This window comes from Streptomyces varsoviensis, from assembly GCF_000718635.1.
GTDB classification, from domain to species: domain Bacteria; phylum Actinomycetota; class Actinomycetes; order Streptomycetales; family Streptomycetaceae; genus Streptomyces; species Streptomyces varsoviensis.
On sequence record NZ_JOBF01000029.1, the window covers coordinates 21,251 to 34,629 of the forward strand.

The 13,379-nt window shown below is 72.4% G+C and carries 9 protein-coding genes; 1 reads left to right on the forward strand and 8 read right to left on the reverse strand.

Features of this window, described 5'->3' with window-relative positions:
* Positions 1-136: 136 nt before the first annotated feature.
* The 7 genes from IF55_RS30995 to IF55_RS31025 all read right to left on the reverse strand — a co-directional run bounded on the left by IF55_RS30995 (position 137) and on the right by IF55_RS31025 (position 10,643).
* Positions 137-3,112: a M14 family metallopeptidase gene (locus tag IF55_RS30995; RefSeq protein WP_030888007.1), complete on the reverse strand. Its 2,976-nt coding sequence runs from the start codon at positions 3,110-3,112 to the stop codon at positions 137-139.
* Positions 3,113-3,335: 223 nt separating this feature from the next.
* Entirely contained in the window at positions 3,336-4,337 is a 1,002-nt protein-coding gene (gene whiA / locus IF55_RS31000) for a DNA-binding protein WhiA (RefSeq protein WP_030888009.1), read from the reverse strand.
* The gene (locus IF55_RS31005) at positions 4,328-5,368 is read right to left on the reverse strand and encodes a gluconeogenesis factor YvcK family protein (protein WP_030888011.1); all 1,041 of its coding nucleotides are present in this window, start codon (positions 5,366-5,368) and stop codon (positions 4,328-4,330) included. Before IF55_RS31005 ends, whiA begins: the two co-directional genes overlap by 10 nt.
* The gene (gene rapZ, locus IF55_RS31010) at positions 5,365-6,297 is read right to left on the reverse strand and encodes an RNase adapter RapZ (RefSeq protein ID WP_078645562.1); all 933 of its coding nucleotides are present in this window, start codon (positions 6,295-6,297) and stop codon (positions 5,365-5,367) included. Before rapZ ends, IF55_RS31005 begins: the two co-directional genes overlap by 4 nt.
* On the reverse strand, positions 6,294-8,504 hold the full coding sequence (gene uvrC, locus IF55_RS31015) for an excinuclease ABC subunit UvrC (protein ID WP_030888018.1): 2,211 nt from the start codon (positions 8,502-8,504) through the stop codon (positions 6,294-6,296). Before uvrC ends, rapZ begins: the two co-directional genes overlap by 4 nt.
* 419 nt (positions 8,505-8,923) lie before the next feature.
* On the reverse strand, positions 8,924-9,883 hold the full coding sequence (locus IF55_RS31020) for a hypothetical protein (RefSeq protein ID WP_245661540.1): 960 nt from the start codon (positions 9,881-9,883) through the stop codon (positions 8,924-8,926).
* A 4-nt stretch (positions 9,884-9,887) separates the two neighbouring features.
* Positions 9,888-10,643 carry a papain-like cysteine protease family protein gene (locus IF55_RS31025; protein ID WP_030888024.1) on the reverse strand — a complete coding sequence of 252 codons (756 nt, stop codon included), beginning with the start codon at positions 10,641-10,643 and terminating at the stop codon, positions 9,888-9,890.
* A 231-nt stretch (positions 10,644-10,874) separates the two neighbouring features.
* Between IF55_RS31025 and IF55_RS31030 the strand changes: the two genes are divergently transcribed.
* Positions 10,875-11,819, forward strand: coding sequence for a hypothetical protein (locus IF55_RS31030; RefSeq protein ID WP_245661541.1), 945 nt, complete (start codon positions 10,875-10,877; stop codon positions 11,817-11,819).
* 175 nt (positions 11,820-11,994) lie between these two features.
* Here the strand turns inward: IF55_RS31030 and IF55_RS31035 are convergent, their stop codons facing one another.
* Positions 11,995-13,128 (reverse strand): GNAT family N-acetyltransferase, encoded by a 1,134-nt coding sequence (locus IF55_RS31035; protein ID WP_078645564.1) that lies wholly within the window; start codon positions 13,126-13,128, stop codon positions 11,995-11,997.
* Between the last annotated feature and the right edge of the window lie 251 nt (positions 13,129-13,379).

Consider the following 13,379-nt stretch of genomic DNA (forward strand, 5'->3'; position numbering starts at 1 on the left):
ACGCCGGCGAGCTGTATGGGATGTCCCCGACCGACTCCGACCCTACCTCTAACAAGGGACGTACGTGACATTGGCAGCGCTGGCCCGCACCCCCCATTATCACGGGGTGCGGGCCGGCGCTCCCGGTCACGCTCGGTCAGCCGCGTACGGCCCGCAGCGCGCCGCCGAGGAGCTTCGCCCGCTCGGCCGCTCCCGGGACGTGCTCCAGGCCGAAGCCCAGCAGGACGGTGTCGCGGGTGGTGATGGCGGCCGAGGAGTGGAAGAGCTCCTTGGAGCGGGTCCAGTCGCCGGCGTTCGCATGGCTGCCGGGCGGCGGCCCGGGCACGGTCCAGGGGGCGAGGGCGGTCTCGAACCCCTCGGTGGGCTGTGCGGTGCCGCCGATGACGAGCTTGGTGCTGTCGACGAAGACGCCGCGCCCTCCGGTGTTGGGGTCGGTGATGTACGAGATCGCCAGCTCGACCTTCTTGCCCGCGTAGGCGCTCAGGTCGAAGGAGGCCGGCTGCCAGCCCGCGGAGGCGCCGGTGAAGCGGTTCCACGCCCCCGTCGTGCCGCGGGGCTGGCAGCTCCCGTCGCCGAGGGTCAGGTAGTGGGTGAGCCAGGGGTGCATGTTGATGTAGTAGCCCTGCCCGCATTCGGCGGGGACGTCGGCGGTGGTCCCGCCGCCCGCGTCGGGCAGCGTGGTCCAGTCGTCCTGGCCCACCGTGTGCGCCTCGACGACCGCGTTGTCGTAGCCGTTCTCGGTGTCGTAGGCGAGCTGGACGGTGAGGCTCGGCTTGTCGGCGGCGCTCGCGCCGGTCAGGTCGACGGTGCGGGCCAGCCGCATCCAGGCGCTGTCCTGGTGCTGGGCGGCGGCCATCCAGTCGCCCTCGTACGGCTGGGAGGGCGGGCGCGGGCCCTGGTAGTCCCCGGCGGCGGCACTCGTGAACTGCGGGAACTGCGCCGGGGGCAGGTTGTCCGAGGTCAGCGCGTACGAACCGGCCGCATCCAGCGGGTTGCCGGCGGCGTCCGCGAGGCTCGCGGAAAGGCCCTTGAGGGGGCCCGCCCCGGTGAACTTCGTGGGCGCCTTGAGGGACGTACGGCCGTACGCGCCCAGGTAGTACTGGCTGAAGTCGTCGGTGTCGGCCGGGCCGACGCGCGAGCTGCCGCCGGCCAGCTCTCCGCTGGTGACGAGCTTGCCGCCCTCGTTGAGGTAGTCGCGCACGGCGAGCAGGGTCGGGCCGCCGGGGCGGTTCGCGCCGGTGTACCAGAGCACGGTCTCGAAGTGGCCGAGCACCCCGAGGGCGTGCGGCGCGCCCTGTTTCGCGACGTCCCAGACGGCGGCCTCGCGGCCGTTGTCGGCGAGGGCCTTGGTGTAGGCGGCGAGGTGCCGGGCGGGGGCGGTGCCGCCCTCGTCGGCGAGGACGAGGGTGTCGGCGCGGGGCCGCTCGGCGACGGTGTAGGTGAAGGGCTTGCTGGACGTGCTCGCCCCGTCGCGGGTGCGGCCGGTGAACCACACCTGCACCTTGGAGCCGACGCCGGCGTCCTCCACCTGGGCGCGGTACTGGTCGAAGCGGATGTTGTCGTCCCCGCCGTACCGTTCGCCGCCGGTCCACGGCGTGAGCGGTTCGGTGTGCGTACGTCCGCCGTCCACGCGGTAGTTGAGCCGCTTGTCGCGCAGGCTCCTGCGGGCGGTGACGGCGACTTCCTGGCCCTCGCCGCGCGCGTAGGAGGTGGCGAAGGTGTCGGGGGTGAAGTCGGGCGCGGGGATTCCCACCGAGGAGGCCGGCCGGTCGGGGTGGAGGGAGCTCTCGGCGACGGAGAGGGCGAAGGGGATGTTCTTGGCGAACTCCCGCTGGATCAGCTTCTCGTCGTCCGGGAAGTTGAAGACGGACTGGCAGTCGGCCGGGTTCCAGGGGTCGTCCGGGTCGACGGCGGAGGCCGTCTGGCAGGTCGACATCTCCGGGGTGAACATCATGACCCCGTTGACGTTGGCCGCGTGCCCGTCGGCCTCGCCGTTGGTGGTGTAGAGCTCGGAGGAGACCTGCGGCCGGTAGCCGGGGATCGCGGAGTTCTCCGGGGTGCCGGCCAGCGAGCGGTAGATCACGTCGTCGGGGGTCGGGGTGGCGACCTGCCAGCCGACGCCGTAGAGGATCAGTTCGGCCGCGGAGTGGTAGTTGATGGCGTACTTGAAGCCGATGCGCTTCTCGAACGCGTCGAGGGCCTTCGTCTCCGGCTCGGAGGAGGGGCCCGTGCCGCGGTAGGTCTCGCTCGCCGGGCGGGGCGACGAGCCCTCGTTGTCGTAGCCCCATTTGTAGGAGAAGTTGCGGTTGAGGTCGACGCCGTCGCCGGCGGTGATCTTGCCGTCGCCGTTGTTGTCGCGCAGGTTCTTGCGCCAGAGCCGGTTGGCGGGGTCCTTGAAGGTGTAGTCGTAGCCGTCCGGGTTGGCGGAGAGCACGAACCACAGCTCGGACCGGTCCACGAGCTTGGTGATCTGCTCGGTCCTGCCGTAGTTGTCGAGGTAGTAGTGGAGCAGCCGGCGGGTCATCTCGGGCGTGATCCACTCGCGGGCGTGCTGGTTGGAGGCGTACAGCGTCGCGGGTTTCTCGCCGTCCGGGATCTTCTTCGCGCCCTTGCTGAGCTTGAGGGCGAGGATGTCCTGGCCGGTCAGCGACTTGCCGATGCTGACGACCTTGGTGATGTCCGGGTGCGCCTGACCGAGCCGGAGGATCTCCTCCTGGAGGCCGTTCTTGCCGCTGTACGGGCGGAAGACGCCGTCCCCGGCGGCCTTCAGCCGCTCCGTCGTCCGCTTCGAGATCTTCTTCTCGGTGAGGTGGACGCCCTGGCCGCGCAGGGTCGCGGCCTGGTCGCCGGTGAGGTACAGCTCGACCGGGGCGGTGCCCTTGTCCGGTATCCGGCGGCCGATCTCGTGCCCGTCCACGCCGGCCCTCAGCAGCAGCGGCATCTGCGCGTGGCTCACGTCGGCGGTCCATACGGACAGCCCGTCCCCGCCCGGCAGCGTCTGCTCCTGTGCCTGGTCCTGTGCCCGGTCCTGTGCCTGTGCGAAGGGCGCCGCGGCCAGGCCGCCGACTAACAGCGATGTCACCGCGAGAATCGCTCTCGCCTTGCGTCTCATGTGCCCCCCATGCCGTTGTCTGTCGCGTCTGTGCGCAGACGACAGATTTGCCACTCTTCATGATCATGTCAATGACTCGTCCGGCGGCGGACACGGCGCCGCCCCCGGCATCCATCCTTTTCGGACGCCGGGGGCGGCTCGCGGTCGGTTCGGGCCGGTCAGCCCAGAAACAGGTATTACGGGCCGGTCAGCCGTCACGGGCCAACCCGGTCAGCCGGCCCGGTCAGCCGACCAGGCCCTCGGCCATGTCGTCGGCCAGCTCCTCGGTGAGGTTCGACTCCGTGCCCGGGATTCCCAGGTCCTGCGCGCGCTTGTCGGCCATCGCCAGCAGCCGGCGGATACGGCCCGCCACCGCGTCCTTGGTCAGCGCCGGGTCGGCGAGCGCGCCCAGCTCCTCCAGCGACGCCTGCTTGTGCTCCATGCGCAGCCGGCCGGCCGCGGCGAGGTGCTCGGGCACCTCCTCGCCGAGGATCTCCAGGGCCCGCTGCACCCGCGCCCCCGCGGCCACGGCGGCCCGCGCCGAGCGGCGCAGATTGGCGTCGTCGAAGTTGGCGAGCCGGTTGGCGGTGGCCCGCACCTCGCGCCGCATCCGGCGCTCCTCCCAGGCCAGCACCGACTCGTGCGCCCCGAGCCGGGTCAGCAGCGCGCCGATGGCGTCCCCGTCCCGTACGACCACGCGGTCCACGCCGCGTACCTCGCGGGCCTTGGCGGCGATCTGGAGCCGGCGGGCGGCGCCGACGAGCGCGAGCGCGGCCTCCGGGCCCGGGCAGGTCACCTCCAGGGACGAGGAGCGGCCGGGCTCGGTGAGCGAGCCGTGGGCGAGGAACGCGCCGCGCCAGGCGGCCTCCGCGTCGCAGGTGGCGCCCGAGACGACCTGCGGGGGCAGTCCGCGGATCGGCCGGCCGCGGCCGTCGACCAGGCCCGTCTGCCGCGCGAGCTGGTCACCGCCCGCCACTACCCGCACCACGTATCTGCTGCCCCGGCGCAGCCCGCCGGGGGCCATCACCACCAGGTCGGACGCGTGTCCGAAGATCTCCAGGATGTCCTTGCGCAGCCGCCGCGCCGCGATCCCGGTGTCCAGCTCCGCCTCGATCACGATGCGGCCGCTCACCAGGTGCAGTCCGCCCGCGAACCGCAGGATCGCCGAGACCTCCGCTTTCCGGCAGCAGGTCCGGGTGACGGGAAGCCGGGAGATTTCGTCCTTCACCGCTGCCGTCATCGCCATGGGCCGATCCTTCCATGCATCCGAAAAATACGGTCGTACGCGGCGGCCAACAGCTCCGGGTCGTGCCTCGGGGAGCCGTCGAGCGCGGCGACCGGCGCCAGCTCGACCGTGCCGCCGAGCCGCTGCGCGGCCTCGGTGAGGCTGTCCCGGTCGGGCACGGCGGCCTCGTCGGCCAACACCACGTCCAGGGCGAGTTTAGGGGCGTGTCGGGCCAAAACCTCCAAATGACGCTGCGGGGAGAAGCCATCTGTTTCGCCGGGCTGCGGTGCCAGATTCAACGAGAGGACCCGGCGCGCCTTGGTCTCCTGGAGCGCTTCGAGCAGTTCCGGTACGAGCAGGTGCGGGATGACGGAGGAGAACCAGGAGCCGGGGCCGAGCACCACCCAGTCGGCGTCGAGAACCGCCGCGACCGCCTCCGGCACCGCCGGCGGGTCCTCCGGGACGACGTGCACCGACTGCACCTCGCCGGGGGTGAGCGCCACGGTGGCCTGCCCGCGGACGGTGGACAGCTCGTCCGGGCGGTCCGCGTCATGGCCCCGTACGAGCGCCTGGAGCTCCAGCGGCACCGCCGACATCGGCAGCACCCGGCCGTGCGCCCCGAGCAGCTTGCCGACCAGGTCCAGGGCGCTCACGTGGTCGCCGAGCTGTTCCCACAGGGCGACGATCAGCAGATTGCCGACGGCGTGCTCGTGCAGCTCGCCCTCGCTGGTGAAGCGGTGCTGGATCACGCGCGCCCAGGTCTGCCCCCAGTCGTCGTCGCCGCAGAGCGCGGCCAGCGCCTTGCGGAGGTCGCCGGGGGGCAGTACGCCGAGTTCGTCGCGCAGCCGCCCGCTGGAGCCGCCGTCGTCGGCGACGGTGACGACGGCGGTCAGGTCGCCGGTGATCCGGCGCAGCGCGGTGAGCGAGGCGGACAGCCCGTGGCCGCCGCCGAGGGCGACGACCTTGGGCTGGGCGCCGCGCGTACCCCGGCGCGCACGGCTGACCGGGACGAACTTGCGTACGCGGCCCGTGCGCGGCATGCGGACGGTCATTCGCGCCCCATGTCGCGGTGGACGACCACGGTCTCGACGCCCTCGGAGGCGAGGCGCTGGGCCAGCCGCTCGGACATGGCGACGCTGCGGTGCTTTCCGCCCGTGCAGCCCACCGCGATGGTCACGTAGCGCTTGCCCTCGCGGCGGTAGCCGGCGGCGATGAGCTGGAGCAGTTCGGCGTAGCGGTCGAGGAACTCCTTGGCGCCGGGCTGGTTGAAGACATAGCTCGACACCTCCTCGTTGAGGCCGGTGAAGGGCCGCAGCTCCGGGACCCAGTGCGGGTTCGGCAGGAAGCGGCAGTCCACGACGAGGTCGGCGTCGACCGGGAGCCCGTACTTGTAGCCGAACGACATGACGGTGGCCCGCAGCTCCGGCTCCTCCTCGCCCGCGAACTGGGCGTCCATCTTGGCGCGCAGCTCGTGGACGTTGAGGCTGGAGGTGTCGATGACCAGGTCGGCGTCGCCGCGCAGCTCGCGCAGCAGGTCGCGCTCGGCCGCGATGCCGTCGACGATGCGGCCGGGCCCCTGGAGGGGGTGCGGCCGGCGGACCGATTCGAAGCGGCGGACCAGCGCCTCGTCGGACGCCTCCAGGAAGATCACCCGCCGCTTGACGTGCTTGGCCGCCAGGGCGGCGAGCGATTCGCGGAGGTTGTCGAAGAAGCCCCGGCCGCGTACGTCCACGACCACGGCGATACGGGCCACGTTGCCCTGCGAGCGGGCGCCGAGGTCCACCATGGTGGGGATCAGGGCGGGCGGCAGGTTGTCGACGACGAACCAGCCGAGGTCCTCCAGGCACTTCGCGGCGGTGCTGCGGCCCGCCCCCGACATGCCGGAGATGATCACCAGCTCGGGGATGGCCGCCGTCTCGCCGCCCGGCTCCGCCGTCGTCGCCGTACTCACCTGTGCTCCGTCTCCGTGGTTCTCATTCATCCCTCGTGCCCCCGTTCCGACGAGGACGCGGCGGGTGCGGCCGCCTCCTCATCCTCAATGATCTCTCCTGTCGCGGTATTCACCGCAGGGGCGGCCGGAGCCGCCTTGGCGAGGGCCGCGGCGACCATCTCGGCGGTCTTGCGGCCGATACCGGGCACCTCGCAGATCTGCTCGACCGTCGCGGCGCGCAGCCGCTTGACGGAACCGAAGTGCTTGATCAGCGCCTGCTTGCGGGTGTCGCCGAGACCGGCCACCGCGTCCAGCGGCCCGGCCTTGATGGCCTTGGCGCGCTTGCTGCGCTGATAGGTGATGGCGAAACGGTGCGCCTCGTCCCGGACGCGCTGGAGGAGGTAGAGCCCCTCGCTGGTGCGCGGCAGGACGACCGGGTCGTCCTCGTCCGGCAGCCAGACCTCCTCCAGCCGCTTCGCGAGCCCGCAGACGGCGACATCGTCGATGCCCAGCTCATCCAGGGCCCGCTTGGCGGCGGCCACCTGCGGCTGCCCGCCGTCGACCACGACGAGCTGCGGCGGGTACGCGAACCGCTTGGGGCGCCCGTCGTCGTCGAGTGGCCCGGAGTCCAGCGGGTCGGACTCCAGCGGGCGGGAGGGGGCGGCGGCGGGGTCGGCGGGGCCGGCGGGGTCGGCAAGTTCGGCCGCCGGGTCCGCCGGGCCGGACGGAGCGGCCGCGCTCGTCGCGCTCCCCGGGCCGGCCGAGCCGTTCGCGTCCGTGAGGGCGGCGGAATCGGTGAGGGCGGCGGCGTCCACGGCCGCTGTCGCGTCCGGCCCGTCCGCCCACTCCCCCGTCTTCTGCTTCTCCTGGAGATAGCGGCGGAAGCGGCGCCCGATGACCTCGTGCATGGACCGGACGTCGTCCTGGCCCTCGAACGTCTTGATCTGGAACCGGCGGTACTCGCTCTTGCGGGCCAGCCCGTCCTCGAAGACGACCATGGAGGCCACCACGTCGTCGCCCTGGAGGTGCGAGATGTCGAAGCACTCGATGCGCAGCGGCGCGGAGTCCAGGCCGATCGCCTCGGCGATCTCCTCCAGGGCGCGCGAGCGGGTCGTCAGGTCGGAGGCGCGCTTGGTCTTGTGCAGGACGAGCGCCTGCTGGGCGTTCCGCTGCACCGTGGCCATCAGGTCCTTCTTGTCGCCGCGCTGCGGGATGCGCAGGCTGACGCCGGAGCCCCGGCGCTCGGCGAGCCACTGCGCGAGGGGTTCGACCGGGTCCGGGAGGGCCGGTACGAGGACCTCCTTGGGGACCGCGTCCCCCTGCTCCTCGCCGTACAACTGCTGGAGGGCGTGCTCCACGAGGCCCGCGGTGTCGACGGCCTCGACCTTGTCGGTGACCCAGCCGCGCTGCCCGCGGACCCGGCCGCCGCGCACGTGGAAGATCTGCACGGCGGCTTCCAGCTCGTCCTCGGCGACGGCGATCAGGTCGGCGTCGGTGGCGTCGGCGAGGACGACGGCGTTCTTCTCCATGGCGCGCTTGAGCGCCTCTATGTCGTCGCGGAGCCGGGCCGCCTTCTCGTACTCCATCTCCTCGGCGGCCTCGCGCATCCCCGCTTCGAGGCGGCGGATGTACGCGCCGGTGCGCCCGGCCATGAAGTCGCAGAACTCCTCGGCCAGTTCACGGTGTTCCTCGGGGGTGACCCGGCCGACGCACGGCGCGGAGCACTTGCCGATGTAGCCGAGCAGGCAGGGCCGGCCGATCTGCGCCGAGCGCTTGAACACCCCGGCGGAGCAGGTCCGTACCGGAAAGACCCGGAGCATCAGGTCGACCGTCTCGCGGATCGCCCACGCGTGCCCGTACGGCCCGAAGTAGCGCACGCCCTTCTTCTTGGGGCCGCGCATCACCTGGACCCGGGGGAACTCCTCGTTGAGGGTGACGGCGAGGGACGGGTAGCTCTTGTCGTCGCGGTACTTGACGTTGAACCGCGGGTCGAACTCCTTGATCCACGAATACTCCAACTGGAGCGCCTCGACCTCGGTGGACACGACGGTCCACTCGACGGAGGCGGCCGTGGTCACCATGGTCCGGGTACGCGGGTGCAGCCCGGCGAGATCCTGGAAGTACGAGGAGAGCCGCTGACGGAGGCTCTTCGCCTTCCCTACGTAGATCACCCGGCCGTGCTCGTCACGGAATTTGTAGACCCCGGGCGAGTCGGGGATCTGTCCCGGCTTGGGTCGGTAGCTGCTGGGGTCGGCCATGCCAGACACCCTACTTGCGGCCAGTGACACTTCCGTCGCCCAGCAGTACCGACTTCGGGCCCGGGCCCGCTCCCACCGGCTCCACGCCTTGCCCGCGACGTATTCGCCGACGGTACGGGCCGCCCTGCGCGGGCGCTCGCCCGGGACTGCGAAGCAAGGAGGCTTCGTCGCGCTCGTACGAACCGGGGCGAGAGCCGCCCCGCCCATCCGCCCCGCCCATCCGTACCGGCCCGGCCGAGCGTCCCCGCCGGGGCCAGGCCGTCCCCGAGGCCACGGGCCGCCCTAGGGGTACGCCCGGGGCCCCGGGCATCGCCCGCATCGGGCCGCCCCCGCCGGGCACAGGCCCGTCCGTGGCTCGCTCGCGGGTCGTCCGTACCGGCCCCGGCCGGGGTCGCCCAGCCGGGGCGGTGGGGCCGTCGTCAGGCGCGTCGTCGGCGCTTGGCGGCTACTACGGAGAGGCCGAGGGCGACCACGGCGGCTCCGCCCGTGGCGAGGGAGGTGGCGGTCAGGAGGCCGTCGTTGCCGTGGCCGGTCGTCGCGGCCTGGGCGACGGACGGGGCGCCGGCGGCCGCCGCGGAGTCGGCCTTGGCGTCGTAGCCGCCGGCCAGGCCCTTCTTGGCGTACTCGGAGCCGGGCAGCTTGTCGCCGTACGCCTTGTGCACCCGCGCCTGGTAGGCCGCGACGCTGATCCCCCGCGCGCCCACGGCGCGCTCGGCGTCGGCGTCCAGGGGCAGTACCCGGTCGCCGCGCTGCACGTACCAGGCGTCGATCTGCGGCTCTCGGAAGACGGTCCCGCCGCTCGCCTTCTCGGCGCCGGCCGCGACGTAGCGCGTCTCGTCGTCGCCGGTGGCGATGTTGACCACCTTGTACGAGCCGCCTTGCCGGACGGCCCACACCGACGCCTTGCGCCCGTCGGCGGAGACGGCCTTGGTGGCAAGGAAGTCGAGCTTGGCCACGGGGGCCTTCGCCTTGCCCGCCACGAACTCCGGGGCGAGCGTGTAGACGGGCACGGTCGCGCCCTCGACCCTGGCGGCCGGGGCGCCCCCGGCCGCCTTGGCCTTCGCGCCGCCGGCCGCGCTGTCGCGGGCGAAGAAGCGGGAGAGCGTGTCGAGCGTGGCGGGGGCGGTGGCCGCCCGGTGGGCCTCGGCGACCGCGGAGGCGGCCGGGGCGGCGGGCGGGGCAGGCGTCTCGGCGGCGTGGGCGGCCGGGGCGAAGCCCAGGAGCAGACCGGCGAGCGCGCCGCCGGCGGCGGCCGCGCGGACCGTGTTCTTCTTGACGTTCTTCTTGGCGCGGCCCGTGGCGCCGGTGTGCCGCGCCCCGCCCGTACCGTCCGGGGCGCCCGTACGGCCCGTGGCGCTGGTGTGGTTCGTCGCGGTCATGACCTCACGCTCCGATCCCGTAGAGCGAGTGGGTCCAGGAGAATTCTTGATTGCTGACATACCAGTCGTGCGAGGCCCAGTTGTAGCGGTTGTTGGAGGGCCACGGGTCGCCCCAGGAGACCTGGTTGTCGCGGGAGTTGTCGTAGCCGTACAGCACATGCATGTGCCCGCCGCCGGAGGACCATTCGATGCGGGTCTCGATCGGCCGGCCGGCGCTGATCTCATTCTGCACGGTCGGGTAGCGCAGCCATCCGGTCACATAATTGCCGGAGTTGATGCCCGCCCACCGCAGGGCGTTCTGCACATTGGCGAGGTTGGCCTGGTTGTTGGGGCAGGCGGTGTCCTGGCGGCGGTTGAAGGCCGCGTTGCAGAACTGGTTCTGGCTGTAGTTCCTGCCGAAGTACGCGGCGATGGTGTCGCCGGAGGCCGCCCAGCACCAGTTGCTCTTCTGCTGGGCCTGCATGGTGATGTTGAGCTTCTTGGCGCCGGGCACGGCCTGGAGGCCGGCGCGCCGACCGCTCGTGGCCTGGACCGACGCGGCGCTCGTTCCGGCGCTCTGTGCTGCGCTCTGGGTGAAGCTCGATGCGGCATCGGACGCGGCGCTCGACGCGGCGCTGCCGGTCGGCGCGGCCGTGGCGCTCGCGGCGGTCGCCGTCGTCACGGCGGTACCGGCCAGCAGCGCCGAGGCTATGAAGCCGGCTATCGGCAGCCGTCTGCCGCGTGCGCGGCTCTTCTGCGAGGGTGCGGGTGCACGGGTCATTGCGTTCCTCCCGAGCTGGGGGGGTTGGTGTGGAGGAGCGCGTCCGGACGCTGGTGAGGAGCATCCGCGTGTTGTCGGGGGCCGGTCAACAGGATTCAATGCGGGTGATGCGGAGGTGTGAACGGCGGGAACCGGATGTGAACGGACCACATCTGTCAGCCAGGAACACAACGGTCTCAGCCGATGAGACCTGCCACACTGGTTGTGAAAATTCACAGAGGGGCGGAAACCGTGCACATCACCTCACGGACGAAGCCGACCGAGGCCGACCTCGCGCAGACGCTGCGCACCGGGCCCTTCGACCTCGCCCTCCGCACCGCACTGGCCGCCCGCGGCCTCGCCCTGCACCGGGTGCAGCACCGGCTCGCGCAGCGCGGCATCAAGGTCGGGGTGACGAGCCTCAGTTACTGGCAGCAGGGCGCCCGACGCCCGACGCGCCCGGAGTCGCTGCGCGCCGTACGGGCCCTGGAAGAGATCCTGGAGCTCCCCGCGCGGGCTCTGACCCGGCTGCTGGAGCCGGCCGTACGCGCCGTCGACCACGAGCGGCCCCCGGGCCGTACGTACCGCTCGCTGATGGACGAGCCGCGCCCCCTGGAGCGGCTTCTCAGCGAACTCGAAGCCCCCTCGGACGGCGGCCTGCACACCCTCTGCCACATGGAACGGGTCCGCATAGGGGGCGGGCGCGAGCTGCTGGGCCGGGACTCGCACCACGTGGTGCGCGCGCACCGGGACGGCGTGGACCGCTATGTGGCCATTCATCACGGCGACCCCGGCTGCGACCCCGGCAAGGTGGCGGTGCGGGCGGCGGAGAACTGCCGGCTGGGGCGCGTGCGGTGGCACGCGGAGACCGGCGTGGTCGTCTGCGAGCTGCTTTTCGACACCCGGCTGCGGACCGGTGACACCTATGTCTTCGCCTATGGCTTCGAGGATGGTACGGGCGGCCCGAGCACCGAGTACGTGCGCGGGTTCGGCTTCGGGGGCGCCCAGTACGTTCTCCAGGTGCGGTTCGACGCGGCGGCCCTGCCGGTGCGCTGCCGCCGCTTCGCCCAGGCCACGGCGGGCGCGCCGCGCGGCAGGCTGCAGGACCTGACGCTCGCCGGGCGCCACCGCGGGGTGCATCTGGTCGAGCAGAGCGTACGGCCGGGGATTCTGGGCATCGGCTGGGACTGGAACTGAGGGCGGTACGGGCGGCACCTATAGGGTGCGTCGGCGCCGCCCCACGCGTCCGTACGTCCCCGGGTGGGGCGAAAAAATTCGTACGGCCCCGGGTAGGGCAAAAACTCTTAGGCCCCCCGGGTGAGCCAAAAACTCGTACGCCCCCGGGTGGGCCAAAAAGGGGCGGCCGAGGCGGTCAGAAGCGCTTGACGAGGCTGACCGCGCGGTCGCCGACGGTGAAGCCGAGGCTCTGGTACAGGCCGAGGGCGCCGGAGGGGTTCTCCGCGTCGACGTCGAGCACGGCCTTGTCCAGCCCCTCGGCCCGCAGCAAGCGCAGCACGTGGGCGAGCAGGGTGCGCGCCAGCCCCTCCCCCCGCGCCTCCCGCCGTACGCCGACGGCCGTGACGTAACCGAACGGGAAGCCGCGCAGCGGCCACTCGTCCTTGGCCACGTCGACGAGGCAGAAGCCGACGACGCGCTCGTCGTCGGGAGCACTGGGCGCATCGGGAGCACTGGGCGCATCGGGCGTGCGGGGCTCGTCCTCGGCGCCCGGGATGTCCGGGGTGGCAGAGGTGACGGCGAGTACGGACAGGTCCGCGCGAGACGCTTCGAGGCGGTCGGAGGCGGCCCATTCGGCGGCCGTCGCCGGCTGGGAGCCCCAGTGGTCCCGGAAGGCGTCGTTGTACGCGTCACGGGCCCGCTCCTGCCACATCGGCCCGTACGGCACCAGTCGCACCCCGGGCGCGGCGGGCGCCTCGGCGACGGGGTCGGCGAGGTCGCGTTCCAGCTCCAGCCACCACCGGGCACGGTCGTAGCCGCGCGCTTCGAGGAGCTTGATCGTGTCGGTGGCCGCCTCGTTCGCGCCGGTGGCGAGCCAGCCGGGCAGGGTGGCGTCGCAGGCCGCGAAGTGCTGTAGCCCGCGGGCCTCCTGCCAGGACAGCAGCGCGCTGCCGATGCCCTCGCCGCGGCGGTCCGGGGCCACCGTGCCGTCGAGCTCGACCCATACGATCGTCTCGGGGCTCTTCGGGGCCGCGGCCGACCCGTAGGCGACCGCGCGTCCGGCGGCGTCCACGGCGATCACGGTGTCGTGCTCGGGCGCGAAGTTCTCCCCCTTGAACTCCTCCTCCAGTTCGTCCCTCGTCACCAGCCAGCGCGGATGGTCGACCGCGCCGGCGGCCCGCTTCAGGTCGAGGATCGGGCCGATGTCGTCGGCGGTGGCGGGCCGCCAGGTGAGGCCGTCACCGGCCGTGGGCAGCGCGATGGACGACGGAGCGGTCACCCGGTCGCGCAGCGGACGGAGCTCGGGGTCATGCTGGGGCGTCCCGCTCATGGGGGTTCCTCTCTGCTGCGGCAGGGCGGCCGGCAGGCGGTGGCCACGTCCCGGGACCCGGGTGCGCTCTTGACCCGCCCTGTGCTGACAGGGCGTCAGCCCATGCGGAACGTTCGGTCCACGCCGCGTTCAGTCCACGCCGTATTCGGTCCGCACCGACTGCCGATCCGAGCGTAGCGAGTCACAACGATGACAAAAACTGATTATTGGGGTGCTGATGGGCGCGTACGGAACCGGCCTCGCCCCCGCCT

Coding starts and splice junctions, on each gene's coding strand:
- IF55_RS31035 (WP_078645564.1), bottom strand. CDS start 13,128: ATGAGCGGGACGCCCCAGCATGACCCCGAGCTCCGTCCGCTGCGCGAC.
- IF55_RS31025 (WP_030888024.1), bottom strand. CDS start 10,643: ATGACCCGTGCACCCGCACCCTCGCAGAAGAGCCGCGCACGCGGCAGA.
- IF55_RS30995 (WP_030888007.1), bottom strand. CDS start 3,112: ATGAGACGCAAGGCGAGAGCGATTCTCGCGGTGACATCGCTGTTAGTC.
- IF55_RS31020 (WP_245661540.1), bottom strand. CDS start 9,883: ATGACCGCGACGAACCACACCAGCGCCACGGGCCGTACGGGCGCCCCG.
- whiA (WP_030888009.1), bottom strand. CDS start 4,337: ATGGCGATGACGGCAGCGGTGAAGGACGAAATCTCCCGGCTTCCCGTC.
- uvrC (WP_030888018.1), bottom strand. CDS start 8,504: ATGGCCGACCCCAGCAGCTACCGACCCAAGCCGGGACAGATCCCCGAC.
- IF55_RS31005 (WP_030888011.1), bottom strand. CDS start 5,368: ATGACCGTCCGCATGCCGCGCACGGGCCGCGTACGCAAGTTCGTCCCG.
- rapZ (WP_078645562.1), bottom strand. CDS start 6,297: ATGAATGAGAACCACGGAGACGGAGCACAGGTGAGTACGGCGACGACG.